This is a genomic window from Nocardia sp. CDC159, from assembly GCF_023740735.1.
In the GTDB taxonomy this organism is placed as follows: domain Bacteria; phylum Actinomycetota; class Actinomycetes; order Mycobacteriales; family Mycobacteriaceae; genus Nocardia; species Nocardia pulmonis.
The window spans coordinates 20,477-35,459 of sequence record NZ_JAMRXH010000009.1 but is presented as its reverse complement, the minus strand read 5'-3'; the positions used below and the strand labels follow the sequence as shown (position 1 = coordinate 35,459).

General features: G+C 67.5%; 13 protein-coding genes and 1 other RNA gene. 2 read left to right on the top strand and 12 right to left on the bottom strand.

Annotation, left to right across the window (positions count from 1 at the left end; translation table 11 throughout):
* Window positions 1-77: 77 nt before the first annotated feature.
* A complete protein-coding gene (locus NDR87_RS20410; protein ID WP_251914619.1) occupies window positions 78-2,330 on the bottom strand; it encodes a TIM-barrel domain-containing protein in 2,253 nt (750 codons plus the stop codon).
* 446 nt (window positions 2,331-2,776) lie between these two features.
* On the opposite strand from NDR87_RS20410, the gene NDR87_RS20405 reads away from it, so the two are divergent.
* A complete protein-coding gene (locus tag NDR87_RS20405; protein WP_251914618.1) occupies window positions 2,777-4,330 on the top strand; it encodes a putative glycoside hydrolase in 1,554 nt (517 codons plus the stop codon).
* 7 nt (window positions 4,331-4,337) lie between these two features.
* Here NDR87_RS20405 and NDR87_RS20400 read toward each other — a convergent pair whose 3' ends face one another.
* Together NDR87_RS20400 and NDR87_RS20395 are read right to left on the bottom strand one after the other, a co-directional pair.
* On the bottom strand, window positions 4,338-5,042 hold the full coding sequence (locus NDR87_RS20400) for a hypothetical protein (protein ID WP_251914617.1): 705 nt from the start codon (window positions 5,040-5,042) through the stop codon (window positions 4,338-4,340).
* Window positions 5,043-5,511: 469 nt separating this feature from the next.
* Window positions 5,512-6,315 carry a hypothetical protein gene (locus NDR87_RS20395; RefSeq protein WP_251914616.1) on the bottom strand — a complete coding sequence of 268 codons (804 nt, stop codon included), beginning with the start codon at window positions 6,313-6,315 and terminating at the stop codon, window positions 5,512-5,514.
* Between the two features lie 207 nt (window positions 6,316-6,522).
* Between NDR87_RS20395 and NDR87_RS20390 the strand changes: the two genes are divergently transcribed.
* Window positions 6,523-7,212: a DUF899 family protein gene (locus NDR87_RS20390; protein ID WP_251914615.1), complete on the top strand. Its 690-nt coding sequence runs from the start codon at window positions 6,523-6,525 to the stop codon at window positions 7,210-7,212.
* A gap of 263 nt (window positions 7,213-7,475) precedes the next feature.
* Here the strand turns inward: NDR87_RS20390 and ssrA are convergent.
* From ssrA to ftsE, 9 genes are all read right to left on the bottom strand, one after another.
* Window positions 7,476-7,845, bottom strand: a transfer-messenger RNA (tmRNA) gene (gene ssrA / locus NDR87_RS20385).
* Window positions 7,846-8,098: 253 nt separating this feature from the next.
* Window positions 8,099-8,962: a DMT family transporter gene (locus tag NDR87_RS20380; protein ID WP_251914614.1), complete on the bottom strand. Its 864-nt coding sequence runs from the start codon at window positions 8,960-8,962 to the stop codon at window positions 8,099-8,101.
* Window positions 8,959-9,432 carry an SsrA-binding protein SmpB gene (gene smpB / locus NDR87_RS20375; protein ID WP_251914613.1) on the bottom strand — a complete coding sequence of 158 codons (474 nt, stop codon included), beginning with the start codon at window positions 9,430-9,432 and terminating at the stop codon, window positions 8,959-8,961. The genes NDR87_RS20380 and smpB overlap by 4 nt, the downstream gene beginning before the upstream one ends.
* Before the next feature lie 75 nt (window positions 9,433-9,507).
* Window positions 9,508-10,155, bottom strand: a complete 648-nt coding sequence (locus tag NDR87_RS20370) for a slipin family protein (RefSeq protein WP_251914612.1) — start codon at window positions 10,153-10,155, stop codon at window positions 9,508-9,510.
* Window positions 10,156-10,457: 302 nt separating this feature from the next.
* Window positions 10,458-10,691 (bottom strand): hypothetical protein, encoded by a 234-nt coding sequence (locus NDR87_RS20365; RefSeq protein WP_251914611.1) that lies wholly within the window; start codon window positions 10,689-10,691, stop codon window positions 10,458-10,460.
* An 81-nt stretch (window positions 10,692-10,772) separates the two neighbouring features.
* The gene (locus NDR87_RS20360; protein ID WP_251914610.1) at window positions 10,773-11,003 is read right to left on the bottom strand and encodes a hypothetical protein; all 231 of its coding nucleotides are present in this window, start codon (window positions 11,001-11,003) and stop codon (window positions 10,773-10,775) included.
* Between the two features lie 147 nt (window positions 11,004-11,150).
* A complete protein-coding gene (recQ, locus tag NDR87_RS20355) occupies window positions 11,151-13,211 on the bottom strand; it encodes a DNA helicase RecQ (protein ID WP_251914609.1) in 2,061 nt (686 codons plus the stop codon).
* A 74-nt stretch (window positions 13,212-13,285) separates the two neighbouring features.
* Window positions 13,286-14,191, bottom strand: coding sequence for a permease-like cell division protein FtsX (ftsX, locus tag NDR87_RS20350; RefSeq protein ID WP_251914608.1), 906 nt, complete (start codon window positions 14,189-14,191; stop codon window positions 13,286-13,288).
* Window positions 14,191-14,880, bottom strand: a complete 690-nt coding sequence (gene ftsE / locus NDR87_RS20345; RefSeq protein WP_251914607.1) for a cell division ATP-binding protein FtsE — start codon at window positions 14,878-14,880, stop codon at window positions 14,191-14,193. The genes ftsX and ftsE overlap by 1 nt, the downstream gene beginning before the upstream one ends.
* Between the last annotated feature and the right edge of the window lie 103 nt (window positions 14,881-14,983).

Below are 14,983 nucleotides of genomic sequence, written 5' to 3'. Positions count from 1 at the left end.
TTTTGCTGGGGGCCCCCTGTTTCTTGGGGGGGGGCGTGAGTTGCCGGCCGCGGCGGAATCGAGCGGCCCGGATCGTGTCACTTACCGAGCACGGTCGTATTCGTCAGGCGCACAACCGCGGTCGCGTTCGTGAGCACATTGTCGGTCTTGACGTGCACGACACCCCCGCGGTCGTTCGGGTCGAACCACCAGCCGTTGGGTGAGCGATCGAAATCGGCGCGGTCGGTGCGCGCGGGCAGCGGGCCGAAGCCGGTGGCGACGGCGTCCGGGCGGGAGCCCGCATGCACGGTGAGCTGGTAGCGACGCCACTGCTGTTTGCCGTCGAAGTCGCCGACGCTCGCGCCGATGGTCACCTCCACGTCGCCCTTCCCGGATTTCGGTGCGCGCACCTGGAACTGCTGCGACGCCTGCTTGCCGCGCTGGTAGGCGCGGGTCACCCCGTCGTCCTCGATCAGCGTGAAACCGCCCTCGCCCCTGGGGTAGATGTCCAGGTTCAGCACGCCCTTGTCGCGGGTCTGCCAGGAGGTGGTGCCGTCCGGCCACATCGGCACCACCGCGCCCGCGCGGACGAACAGCGGCAGGGTGTCCAGCGGGGCCTTGTACCCGTCCACGGTCGTCGGGCCGGTGTAGGTCTTGCCGGTCCAGTAGTCGATCCAGGTGCCCTCGGGCAGATAGATGCCGTTGCGGACCTCGGGCTTGTCGTAGACGGGTGCGACGAGAAAGTCCTTGCCGGAAAGGAATTCGTAGCGGGCCTTGTCGCCCCAGGTGTTCGGATCGTTCGGATACTCCAGCACCAGCGGCCGCACCTGACCCACACCGGTGCGATGCGCCTCGACCGCATAGCTGTAGGTGTAGGGCAGCAGTTTCTCCTTGAGCTCCAAGTACTTTCGGTTGATCGCGGTGTAGGGCTCGCCATAGCGCCACGGCTGCTTGTCCTTCGGCGCCCAGCCGTCCATGGTCATGACGGCGGGCAGGAACGCCTTCCACTGCAGATCACGGGTGTAGGTCTGCGGGCTGCCGCCGAAGATGCCGTCGACATCGCCGGTGTTGTAGGCGATTCCGGACATCGTCGAACCCGCGTAGGTGGGAATTTGCCAGCGGATGTACTCGTGCGAGCCGGACTGATCGCCGCTCCACAGCACCGCGCACCGCTGGGCGCCAGCCCAGCTCACCGGCGTCCACACGAAACCGCGGGCGTCGCTGTTCTCCTCGATGCCCCGATGGGCGGTATCGCATCCGTTCAGGGCGAATTCATAACCCGGGCCGACCCAGGCCACATCCAGCTTGCGCACCCGCACGCCCGCCTTGACCTCCTCGGCCTGATGCGGCAGGCCGTTCTCGGTCCACAGGCCCAGTTGCATATTGTGCTTACGCAGCCCCTCGCCCACCTGCTGCAGATTTTCGTAACCGCAGCCGTAGCCGTCGTTGACGAGCATCCAGCCGTTGGGCATCCGATTCTTGGTGTATTCCTCGGCGATCTTGACCGCGTCCATGGTGCGCCGCTCGCCGCGATTGGCGTTGTGCAGATAGCAGTCCGAGTCGCCCAGCTCGAGGCCGTAGATCGGCGGCAGGAACGGCCTGCCCACCAGGCCGGTGTAGGCGGAGATCACGCCCTTCATACCGTCGCCGACCACGTACACCGCGTCGAAGCGCCGTTCCTTGTGGGTGGTGCGCACCGGATCCTTGAAGGAGTACTCGCCCGGGGCGAAGGTGTTGCGCAACACCCCATATCCGTTGCTGGACAGGTAGAACGGCTGCGAATTCGGCGCACCGCCGTCATTCCAGTTGTAGTCGGCGAAGATCTTGATCGCCTGATCGCGATGGCTGAAGCGCCCGTTCTGCTCGCCACCGCCGAAGAACTGCTCCTGCCCGCCGCGGCCGAGCACCTGGGTGGTGGTGTCCTTGGTCCACGACAGCGGTGCGGTCTCGGCCCAGATCTGCCGGGTGTCGGCGGCGTCGTAGAGCGCGAACCGCAGCGGACGCTCATAGGCGCGCAGCGTGAGCTTGCCGGTGGACAGGGCGCGGTAGTCCCCCTTGTCGGACCGCTTCGGCGCGATGGGCGGTGCCGCGTTCGGCAGCATGATCTTGCCTGCCGCGGGATCGCTGAACTGCCCGTCGGGCGCCAATTGCACCCGCACGGACTCGGGATTGGGAAAGCTCACCCGGACCGCCGCCGCCCCGGCCTTCAGCACCGTCGCGGCGCCGTCCTCGACGACCCCGGTGAGGTCGCCGAGCCTGCCGGTGTCGGCATCGGCACTGGCGGTGGGTGGGATCGCCAGGGCACCGGCGCTGACCAGTAGCCCCAGGGCCAAGTGCGCGAGTCTGCGCATTGTGGTCCCCTTTCAAGCGCGAACAATCATGATGGATGCGTCATGTATAGCGCCGCACGCAAGGCCGCATCGATCGAAATCGGTTGAACCCCAGTTAATTTCACCCTCAGTTCACCCTGCGCCGAGCGCCCGCCGTAGGGGTGTCGACCCCCGTACGCGGCGTGGCGTACCGAGGCCCGCGGAGCCTCGCCCGGCACCGACGAGCCGCACCCTCGGCGAGCGCGAGGCGGCATCGGGAGGCTGGCGCGCTCCGTGGCCGCACCGGCGATTCGCCCAGGTCGGCGCGACACCACGCGACGGCGCGCCGTGCTGACGGGCCAAGATCGGAAATCAGCCGACTTCGCGGCCAGACCGGACATAGTGGACAAAATCATCGGAGCCGATCCGGAGGGTGGTGTGCGTTGCTCGTGCGGATGCGGTCGCTCAGTCGGCGACAGATTGCGCTGGTGGCGGTCGGTGCGGTCCTGATCGTGCTGGTCGGGTCGATGGTCGTCGGCGCCGGGCGAGTCGAGCCGTCCGGTCTGCCGCTGCGGGGGCTCTCCTCGGATCGGCTCGGCGCGGCCGCCGCGTCCGCATTGGAACTGCGAGTGGACGCCCGCGGCCACGACCCGCAGGCCGTGCGGCTGACCCTCGACGGCACGGAGGTGACCGGCCGGGTCGACGGCGATTCGGTGGTCTACCGACCCGAGCGGCTGAGCGACGGCACGCACGCCTTCGCCGCCGAGATTCCACCCACGGGTCCGTTCGGATTCCTACGGACCGGCCCCGGGGCCACGGCGGCGTTCACCGTCGACACCACCCCACCCGAACTGGAGCTGACCCCGCAGGACGCCCCCGCCTCGCTGCGGCAGCCGATGACCGTGCGCGGCAAGGCGATCGGCGCGCAGCGGGTGACCCTCGGCGATCGATCGGTGACGCCCGACCCCGACGGCCGTTTCGAGTTCGCGCTGCCGCGCGCCCCCATCGGCGCGAGCGTGGTCGCGGTCGACGCGGCCGGGAACCAAACCACGCGCCCGGTCGACATCGGCCTGGACCTGGGGCATATGCGCGCCGTGCACGTCACCGCACACGCGTGGTCCTACGACCCGATGCGCGAGGCGGTGCTCGACCTGGCCCGACAGGGCCGCATCAACACGGTGCAGCTGGACATCAAGGACGAGGACGGCATGGTCGGCTACGACTCGCGGGTCGCGCTCGCCCACGAATCCGGCGCGGTCGAGAAGGTCTACAACGCTCCCGCCGCCCTGCGCCAGCTCCACGACCTCGGCCTGCGCGTCGTCGGCCGGATCGTCGCCTTCCGAGACCCGGCCGTCGCCACCTGGGCCTGGCATGCGGGACACCGGGATTGGGTCGTCCAGGACCCGTCCGGCAACCCGTATTCGAGCAAGTACGGTCCGATTGCCTTCACCAATTTCGCCCACCCCGCGATCCGCGACTACAACATCGACCTGGCGGTCGAGGCCGCCGAACTCGGCTTCGACGGCATCATGTACGACTACGTCCGCCGCCCCGACGGCCCGCTGTCGGCCATGACCTTCCCGGGCCTCACCGATCACCCCAATGTCTCGGTCGCCGATTTCCTGCGCGAGAGCCGCGATCCGGTGCACAAAGCGGGAGCCCACCTGAGCGCGGCGGTCTTCGGCATCGCCGTCAACCGCCCCGACGAAATCGCCCAGGACATCACCCTGATGTCGCGCCACGTCGAATACATCGCACCCATGGTCTACCCGTCGCACTGGAACCCGGGCGAATACAACGTCCCCAACCCGAACGCCCAGCCCTACGACATCACCTTCCGCTCGCTACAGGATTTCCGCGCCCGCACGGAGGGGACGGGCGCGGAAATCATCCCGTGGTTACAGGATTTCAGCCTCGGAGTGGCGTATGGCGATGAGGAGGTACGGGCGCAGATCGATGCGGCTCGGGCGGTGGGGATCGAGGGGTTTTTCCTGTGGAGCCCGGTGGTGAGCTACCACGGGGGTGCCATCGACTCGAAGTGAGGAAGGGCTATTCCTCGAAGTTGCAGGTCGACGGTTCCACGAAGAACTGCTCCTTCTCCTCGGCGGACAACTTCCGCCATGCCCGCAGCTCGTCCGGACCGATGATGTTGGCGGCCATCTTGAACGGCATCTTCTTCTCGTCGACAAGCACCTTGACCTGTGCCTCGAGCTTCCTCATATTGAAGGCGACAATTCCCGCCTCCATCTCACAGCCGGGTTTGAGGGTCGAGGGTATCTGCTCATCGAAGTCCTTCAGCGCGGCAACCCACTCCTTCTGCACCGCGGGCTTGTCGCACAGGGTGCGAATGTAGTGTCGGTAGACGGCAGCCGGACCGACGCCCATCGGCGGTTTGTGATCCCCGATGAACACCCTCGGCGCCGCCTCCCGGTACGGCTTGCTTCCCCGGTATTCCTTGACCGACCAGCCGTAGATATCCCACCAGCGCACCGCACCCTCGTCGGAGAACTTCCGTTCGTTACAGAGCGCCTTTTGAACTTCCGCATCAGCGTCCACGACCTCGAGATCCGATTCGTCATCGAATTCATCCGTTTCGCCCGATGGCTCCTCGGCGACAAACGCGGGCGCGGCATGCGCGTGGTCCGAACGAGCGAATGCCGCCCCCGCACTCACCACCGAAACGAGCACCATGGCAACACTTCCCGCCCCGAGCACGGCAAGCCTGATCCCACCCGCAATCGTCCTGCTGCCCATCCGATCCTCCCTGTCAGCTCTCCGGTCGAAAGTTCAGACACAGCAAAAACTTCGGACGGAGGCCCAACTCTTCCGTCCGAAAGCGTGTCTAGAAGTCTTCGTTCCCGAGCCCCCCGAGGATGGGCCGCGCCGCTCTACGCCGCCGCCCTCACGATGCGGACGGCCGCGCCGGGCACCGCCCGTTCAGCTCACCGCCGTCGCCATCGCGCCCGAGACCCGCGAACCCGATCGCTGTACCCGGCTTGATGCAAAGCAAGCCCGAGCAGCCCGGCGATGACGAGAGCCGAAACCCCATAGGTCACCCCGCGGTAGACGAGGTCGAGCAACAGAGCGATGGCGAACAGTACTGCAGCAACGATGGCGAACATGGTGGGGAGATACCCAAATCCGACGGGCTCATCCGCCAGCGATCCGGCGCCTGGATGGGGGTGCGGCGGCGAACACCGCGCGCCGCCGAATGTGGCCTGTCTCAACGGAACTCGCCGGACCTCACCAGCACCGGCATACGCTGCAACCGGACGTGAACCCGCTGACCGTCGAACGACCCGGCCAGGCACAGCGTGTCGGGCTCGTTCTGCTCGACCGCGAGCACGATTCCCGCCGCCCGCAGCACCGGCGGCGTCCGGTCGATCGTCACGTCCCGCTTCAGCAGATCCGGACCGCGGCGCAGCACCAGGCGGGTGGATGCGGGACGGTCGTCGATGGCGACCTGCGCCCAGGGCACGCCGCCGCCGTCGAACGCGGTGACGGCCCATACGCCGTCCCAGGCGGAATTCCGCGCGGTGTACTCGTGATGGGTACGCAGTGCGGTGGCACCGATCGCCCCGGCGATCAGCAGTACACCGACCAGATGAATCACCGTGCCGCCCAGTCGGATTCGGCGATCCGCCACCAACCGCACCGGCACCCGCCGAGCCGAATCCACCTCACGGAACATCACATCCACCAACCGCCGCCACCACGGCGCGGACACGGCCAGCGCCATCGCCAGCATCACCAGCGGCACCAGCACAACCGGCACCCCGTAGGCGAGGTTGAGCACGCAGACCTGAATCAGCGCGACCATCGACACGAGCGCGCCGAGCAGCACCGTCCGCCGGAAGATCAACAGGACGCCGCCGAGCACCTCGACGCAGCCCGAGACGACCGTGTAGACATCCGACGCCGCCATGAACTTCCACAGCATCCCCGACCCGGACGACTCCGCCACGGTGACCAGCATCTGCCCCGGCAGCGTGAACGTGACGAACTGCGCGGGAATCACTTTCACCATCCCGAACCCCACCATCGTCAGCGACAATGCGATCCGAACCGCGAGATGGCACCAGGCACCGACAACTCGAGGCGACGCGTTTGCCATGCGATGCCAACGAGCCGGGCGCGGGACCGGTTCCGCGAGATCCGCGACGACCACCGATGAATTCGACGGCCCAACCGGGTCTACATCCACAACCCGCCACGCGTGATTACGGAGGACCCCATGACCACCAACGCCCTGCCGCCCATCGTCGACACCGCCACCTGGCAGCGAGAACTCGCCGAACTCCGCAAGCGCGAGAAGGCCGCCACCCGCGAACTCGACGCGATCGCCGCCCAGCGCCGCCGCCTGCCGATGGTCGAGATGCCCGACTACACCCTCGAGGGCGAGCAGGGCCCCGTCCGCCTGGTCGACATCTTCGACGGCATGTCCCAACTGATCGTCTACAACCACATGTGGTTCCCCAACGAGAAGTGGCAGTGCAGCGGCTGCACCGGCTTCACCGCCCAGTTCACCCGCCTGAACTTCCTGAAGAACTACGACGCCCGCTTCGTCATAGTCACCCAGGGCCCCATCACCGAGGCCCTCGCCTACAAACGCCGAGTAGGCAACAAAATGCCCTGGTACTCCACCGCCAACAGCCCCTTCGGCACCGACGTGGATGCCCCACCCAACGGCGGCTTCGCCATCAACGTCTTCCTCCGCCACCACAACACCGTCTACCGCACCTGGCACACCACCGGCCGCGGCTGCGAACAACTCAGCCACACCTTCCCCCTCATCGACATACTCCCCTACGGCCGCCGGGAGGAATGGCAGGACTCCCCAGAGGGTTGGCCCCAGTCCCCGACCTACAGCGGGTGGAGCAGTTCGGAGGATATTGCCGCGGCATACGGGGAACCGGATGCGTGAATTGCCACATACTTCAACGGCAGGGTGACGTAACCCTGCCGTTCATCGAACAGCCGCCGATAGCCCTACGAAAAGGACCGGCAAGTACTACTCGGCAGGTCGGTCGAACGCCTCGATCGTGGCCTTGAAGGTGGAACGGTCCTGAAGGACAAGTTCCCAGGAGCCCGCGTTTCACGTCGAAGTTCTTGCCGAAGCCGACCCACTTTCCGGCCATCCGGGTTACCAGATTGAAAAAGCCCCCCACCTTCGAGGTGAGGGGCCTTGGGTGGAGCTGCCGGGAATCGAACCCGGGTCCTCCGCCGTGTCTCCAGGGCTTCTCCGTGTGCAGTTCGCTGTGCCTCTACTCGGATCTCTCGGTCACGCGAACCAGCCGAGATGACGATCCCAGTCGCTGTTTGTTGTCCCGTCCGTCTCCGCGACCGAGGCGGACGGTGAGCCCTCTAGCTGATGCCAGGGGCCGGGTCGAGGGCGAACCCGGGCTGACAGAGACGCTCTACTGCTTAGGCAGCGAGAGCGTACTCGCGCTGATGAGAATCGGCGCTTATTGGGTTACAGCGACGCTTACGGTGGTCTCCTGCCTGCACCGACACGCTTCCCCTGAATCAACGTACGCAGTCGAAACCGTTCAGCCCCGTCTGTGTCATCGATCCAGATGACGCCCGGCTTGTGACCGGGCCATTCATGTTAACACCCTTCGTTGAGCGTTCATTCCAGCGCTGGGCGGCGGGTCTGTGGCGCCGGGGCGGATCTCCGGTCCGGAACATTGGGAAATGGGCTCTGAGCTGGCCCTTTCACATTCCGAGTCGAGGGTGTCCGCGGAGATGTCCCTAGCGTTCGAGCTCGCCGGCATCTCCTCGGAGGGGAATGAGATGCCGGCGACAAGACATCAGGCGGTGGCGATCAGGGCGACCGAGCCGAGGGCCATCGCCATGCCGATCTGTTGGAGTGGGCCCACGCGTTCGCCCAGCAACATCATCGCCAGCAGGACCGTCGCGGCGGGGTACAGCGAGCCGATGACGCTGACCAGGGACAGGAGGGAGCCGTGGAAGGCGTAGAGCATGGCGACGTTGGCGATCACGTCGAGGACGCTGACGTAGGCCGCCAGGCGGAGGGGTTTGCCGGTGGGGGCGTGGAAGTGGCCGGTGGCGACGGCCGCGGTCCAGACCACGAAGGTGGCGGCGATGCGGGAGGTGACCAGGGGCCAGAGGCCTGCGGGGCCCGCGGCCTCGTGCAGGAAGACGAAGGCGAATCCGAAGGCGATGCCCGAGCCGACGGTGAGCAGGGCGACGCGGCGGTCGAAGCGTAGTTCGCGGCCGCCGGTGATCTCCTCGGTGACGTCGTCGGGTGATTCCTTGCTGACCAGGGCCACGGCCACCACCGCGAGACCGATCCCGACATAGGCCGCGGGATTGGCGCGCTCGCCGGAGAGCAGGCCGATCACGACCGGCACCCCGGCCACCAGCACGGCGGTCAGCGGCGAGACCACGGCCATCGGGCCGCTGGCCAGCGCCGCGTAGAACCACCACACGGCCAGCCCGCTGGCCACGCCCGCCCCCGCGCCCCAGGCGAGCGCGGGCACGTCGAGCCGTGCGTCGACCAGCGGCGCGATGGCCACCATGAGCAGCACCGACAGCGGGTAGGAGACGATGACGATGCGCAGGGCGGCGACCCGCCGCGAGGCCACCCCGCCGACGAAGTCGCTCACCCCGTAGCCGATGGCCGCGAGCAGGGCCAGCAGGACCGAGGTCAACGCATACCCTTGATCCGCCGACCCAGCTCGCGCGTCACCTCCCGCTCCGCGGTGCGGCGGGCGAGATCCTGGCGTTTGTCGTAGTCCTGCTTGCCCTTGGCCAGCGCGAGCTCGACCTTGACCTTGCCGTCGGAGAAGTACATCGACAGCGGGACCAGGGTCTGCGAGGACTCCTTGGTCTTACCGGTCAGCTTGTCGATCTCGCGGCGGTGCAGCAGCAGTTTGCGAGTACGTCGCGGAGCGTGGTTGGTCCAGGTGCCGTGCCCGTATTCGGGAATGTGCAGCCCACGCAGCCACACCTCGCCGTCATCGATGGTGGCGTACGCGTCGACCAGCGACGCCTTCCCCTCGCGCAGGCTCTTCACCTCGGTACCGACCAGCGCGACCCCGGCCTCGTAGGTCTCCAGGATCATGTAGTTGTGCCGGGCCCTGCGGTTGGTGGCGATGACCTTGCGCCCCTTCTCCTTCATAACGACCCACAATAATTGCCGCGATCAATCGAATATTCCGCGCGTTCGCTCGGAGGCGATCCGGTCGGCGATCGGTCAGGAACGCTCGCGCGGATCGAGCACGACCTGCGTGCCGGGCGTCGATGCGACCTGGAGGGTGCGCAGGCGCAGCAGGGTCGGGTTCTCCTCGAGCAGGCGGGCCGTGTTGGCCAGCGAGCGCAGGGCCGCGGCCTCGGCGCGGGCGCGCTCGAGGTCGGCGCGGCCGCGCTCCTTGGCGAGGACCGTCTCGAGGGCGGCCCGGCGCAGTTCGCCGGGGAGCATCAGGTCGCGGGCGCGCACGCCGGAGACCTGGATGCCGAGGGCGGCGACCGCCGCGGCCACCTCGGCACCGGCCGTGAGCAGGGAGCGATCGGCGATGAGCTCGTCGAGGGTGTGCGCGGCGACCCTGTCGCGGGCGGCCTCCTGGACCGCGGCGTACAGGACCGTCTCGGGATACTGGGCATTCGTGGTGAACGCGACCGGGTCGGTGACCGCCCAATCGGCGAGGAGGCTGACCCGCACAGACAGCCCGTCGCGGGTGAGGAGCTCCTGGCCGTTGACCTGTGTCTGGCGTGGCCGCATATCGACCGTGACCAGCGTGCAGCGCTTCTGGTCGTAGCGGTGACGGCCCGGCTCGAGCACCCGGTCGAGCTTGCCGTCGCGGTAGAGCAGCGTGCGCTGCCAATCCATCACCGTGATGTGCATAGTGAAACTCCTTCCCCACAACGAGTTCGGCACGGATACGCCCCGCCCCGATCACGAAGTCGCGGCGGGGGCGTCCCCCGCACGCGGCGGAGAGCCCGCAGAGCCACGACCTCGCGGACGACCGGAACGGGGCGCACCGGAGGGGAGTCGAACCCCGGCAGACGTAAAAGGTCTGTGCCAACCCGAATGGCATGGCCGCCTCCGACACGGGGAACGCGGGCCGGAGATTCCGGTGCGCCCCTCGAGGACGACCACGATCAACGGTAGATCGCGAGCCGACCACCGCGCGAGCCATTTTCCGGTCAGCCGCCGGGACGAAGTTCCAGATAGGCGAGCAAAGCGGCGATGAAGATCAGCACGAGTACGACCGTCGATGCCCGCGGTCGGCCACGCAACGGCCGGGTGTGGGGGCGCAACCAACCGGCGTCGACGGCGCCGTCGATGCGGCGGGCGCGGGCCCGGGCCAGGTCCGGGCCGTCTCCGGGGGCGGAATCGGATTGATAGCCACGATCGTCGCCGCGCTGGTCGTGCTGCATGGCCGAACGCTATCGGGAGGTGTCTGGGCGCGGGTCGAATTCGGTGCGCACGCTGTCGAGATCGTTCATAGCCCCCGTCGCCTAACCCCCTGGCCGCACCTGCAGGTACAGGACGAACAGTGCCACCCAGACCGAGACCAGCAGCATCGTGGAAATGCGCGGGCCGCCGAGCAGTTTGCGCGTCCACATCCGAGAACGGCTGTGGACATCGTCCTGGGATTCCGGCTCGGGCCCCGGTGCGGACACCGTGAAGGCGGCACGATCCGCGGGCAAACCGTCCCCCAGTATCACCTTGTCGTCACCGACCGCCATACCTCCACGGTACCCGGATAGAAGATGTGAATAAACGCAGTTCACACAGTTCCGACTAGGGGGAGGAAACCGGTCAACCGTCCATATCGGGCAGGCTCGTCGGAAGTCTCTCGGGCGCAGTCGTTCTGGGCCGGATGGGTACGCGAATCAGTACCGGTCGTCCGGCGGCGGTTCGAAGTCCCAGTCCGGTGGTGGTTCGTGATCCCAATTGTCCGGGGGCGGCGGCACCTCCTGCGCGGCGAATCGAGACGTGGCCCGGGGACGGGCCGGGGCGCCTTTGGCCTGGGGCGCGGCCCGATCGGGGCCGGGACGAGGCTTGGCGGCCGGAGCCGCCGCGCCGCCCTCGGCGACCGCCGCCAGCACTCCCTCCCCGTACTTGGCGCGCTTGCTCTCACCGATACCGCTGATCCCGCCGAGTTCGTCGAGCGTGCGGGGCTTGCGGGCGGCGATTTCACGCAGCGTCGCGTCGTGGAAGACGACGTAGGCGGGCACGCCCTGCTCCTTCGCGACCGAGGCCCGCCAGGCCCGCAGCCGCTCGAACAGGTCGGCGTCGGCCGGAGCGAGATCGGCGGCCGCCATTCGAGATGCCTTGGCGCGCGGGGCTTTCGCTGCCTTCACCCGCTCCGGCTCACGCCGCATCATCACCTTGCGCCCGCGGAACAGCACCTCGTCGCTGCCCTCGGTGAGGGTGAGCACGCCGTATTCGCCGTGCACGGCCAGCAGTCCCTGGGCCAGCAACTGCCGGATCACCCCGCGCCATTCGGTATCGCGCAGATCCGCCCCGACGCCGAAGACCTTCAGCTCATTGTGGTTGTGCTGCAGCACCTTCGGGGTCGACTTGCCCAGCAGGATGTCGACGATCTGCCCCGCCCCGAAGCGCTGACCGCGCTCGCGCTCGAGCCGCAGCACCGTGGAGAGCGCCTTCTGCGCGGCGACCGTGCCGTCCCAGGATTCGGGCGGATTGCTACAGGTATCGCAGTTGTCACAGCTGTCCCCGCGCTGACCGAAGTAGGCCAGTAGCTGGGCGCGGCGGCACTGCACGGTCTCGCACAGCGCGAGCATGGCATCCAGATGCAGTTGCAACTGCCTGCGGTGGGCGGCGTCGCCGTCGGAGTTGTCGATCAGCTTGCGCTGCTGCACCACGTCGTTGAGGCCGTAGACCATCCAGGCCGTGGACGGCAGCCCGTCGCGCCCCGCGCGACCGGTCTCCTGGTAGTACCCCTCCACCGATTTCGGCAGATCCAGATGGGCGACGAACCGCACGTCGGGCTTGTCGATGCCCATGCCGAACGCGATGGTCGCGACCACCACCAGCCCGTCCTCGCGCAGGAACCGGGCCTGGTTGGCCGCGCGCGTGCGATTGTCCAGGCCCGCGTGGTACGGCAGCGCCGGAACGCCGTTGCGCGAGAGGAATTCGGCCGTCTTCTCCACCGAATTGCGCGACAGGCAGTACACGATCCCGGCGTCGCCCGGATGCTCGGCCTGGATGAACGACAGCAGTTGCTGTTCGGGCCGGTTCTTCGGCTCGATGCGGTACTGGATGTTGGGCCGGTCGAAGCTGGCGACGAAATGCCTTGCGCCCGTGAGGTCCAGCCGCTCGGCGATCTCCCTGCGGGTGGCCTCGGTGGCCGTCGCGGTGAGCGCGATGCGCGGCACGTCGGGCCAGCGCTCGTGCAGGACCGACAGCGCCAGATAGTCGGGCCGGAAGTCGTGGCCCCACTGCGAGACACAGTGCGCCTCGTCGATGGCGAATACCGAGACCTTCGCCCGGTCCAGCAGCTGCATGGTCGATTCCAGGCGTAGCCGCTCCGGCGCGAGATACAGCAGATCCAGCTCCCCCGAGACGAATTGGGCCTCGACCGTGCGCCGCTCGTCGGGAAACTGGGTCGAGTTCAAAAAGCCCGCCCGCACGCCCAGCGCGGTCAGGGCATCGACCTGGTCCTGCATCAGCGCGATCAGCGGCGAGATCACCACGCCCACCCCGGGCCGCACCAGCGCCGGAATCTGATAGCACAGCGATTTACCGCCGCCGGTCGGCATCAGGACCAGCGCATCACCACCCGAGACCACCTGCTCGACGATCTCGCGCTGCAGCCCGCGGAAGGTGTCGTAGCCGAACACCCGCCGCAGAACCTCATGTGCCGCACCGGAATTCGCGCCGACACCGGTCTGTTCGGCGGTTGTCTCAAGCGTCTCGGGGGAAGTCACCCTGGCCATCCTACGGATCGAAAACCGCGGCGAAAGGGGTCGAACGCACAGCCGCACCCCTTATGCCGAAAAAATCACTCGCGCACGTAATAGCGCAGCGTCCCGTAGGCCGTCAGCGCCGCGAACACGATGCCCACCGGCACGATCGTCATCGCCACGATGGCGATGTCGTCGCCGGTGATACGGGGAAACACCTTGGAGGCGAACAGATCACCGAGCGCCCGGTCGATCACCAGCGGCCGGGCGGCGAGCAGGCCCAGCAGCGCCAGCGCCGAACCGGCCAGCGCCGCCGCCACCGCCTCCAGCAGGAACGGCAGCTGGGTGTACCAGCGGGTCGCGCCGACCAGGCGCATGATGCCCACCTCGGTCCGCCGGGTGAACGCCGCGATCTGCACCATGTTGGCGATCAGCAGCAGCGCGGCCAGCGCCTGCAGCACCGCCAGGCCGAACGCCGCGTTGCGCAGGCCGTCGAACAGGCTCACCAGCCGGTCGACGATGTCCTTGTCGTTGCGCACGAAGCCGACGCCGGGGCGGCCCTGGAACTTCTGGAAGATGCGCGGGTACTCCCCGGCATCGGCCATCTTCACCCGCAGCGACGCCGGAAGCGGCGATTCGCTCACGTACTGGGCCAGTTCGGGCTGATCCTTGAAGGTCTTCTCCTTCGCCTCCCGGATCGCATCGCCGCGGTTGAGGAACTGCACGGTCACCACGCCCGGGGTCGCCTTCAGGTCCGACATCAGCGCCTTGCACGGATCCTTCGCACAGTCCGGATCCGATGCCGACACGTCCTCGGTCAGATACAGCCGCACCTCGAGCCGATCCAGGAAGTACTGCTCGGTCTTGTCGGCCATCCGCACGGCCAGCAGGCCGCCGCCGAGCATGGTCAGCGACACCGCGACGGTCAGGATCATCGCCACCGTCATGGTGACGTTGCGGCGCAGGCCGTTGAAGACCTCGCCGAACAGGAAACTGGCGCGCATTACCGGCCCACCCCGTACACGCCGGTGGCCTCGTCCCGCACGAGCCGCCCACGATCGAGTTCCACCACGCGTCGGCGCATGGCGTCGACGATGTGATTGTCGTGGGTGGCCATGAGCACCGTGGTGCCCGTGCGGTTGATGCGTTCCAACAGCGTCATGATGTCCTGACTGGTCTCCGGGTCGAGGTTGCCGGTGGGCTCGTCGGCGAGCAGGACCAGCGGCCGGTTCACGAACGCGCGCGCGATCGCCACGCGCTGCTGTTCACCACCGGACAATTCGCTCGGTAGTCGATCCGCCTTCCCGGACAAACCGACCAGATCCAGCGCCTCGGGCACCGCGCGGTCGATGAATTTGCGATTCTTGCCGATCACCTCGAGCGCGAACGCCACGTTCTGCTCGACGGTCTTCTGCTGCAGCAACCGGAAGTCCTGGAATACACAGCCGATGCGTTGGCGCAGCTTGGGCACCCTGCGGCCGGGCAGCCGGTCGACCCGGAAATCGGCGACGTACACCTCGCCGGAGGTGGGTCGCTCCTCTTTCAACAGCAGCCGCATGAACGTCGACTTGCCCGAACCGGACGGCCCGATGATGAAGACGAACTCGCCCTTGCCGACCTCGACCGAAACATTGTCCAGCGCGGGTCGCGTCGAGGTCTTGTAGGACTTGGTGACGTTCCGCAGGGTGATCACGGGGAGCCAGTCTAACCAGCGGACCGGGCGTATTCCCGTGACCACACTCCGCGGGGGGATTTGTCACAGTTATGCCACAGCCACCTCAACGGGCGGGTGCGGG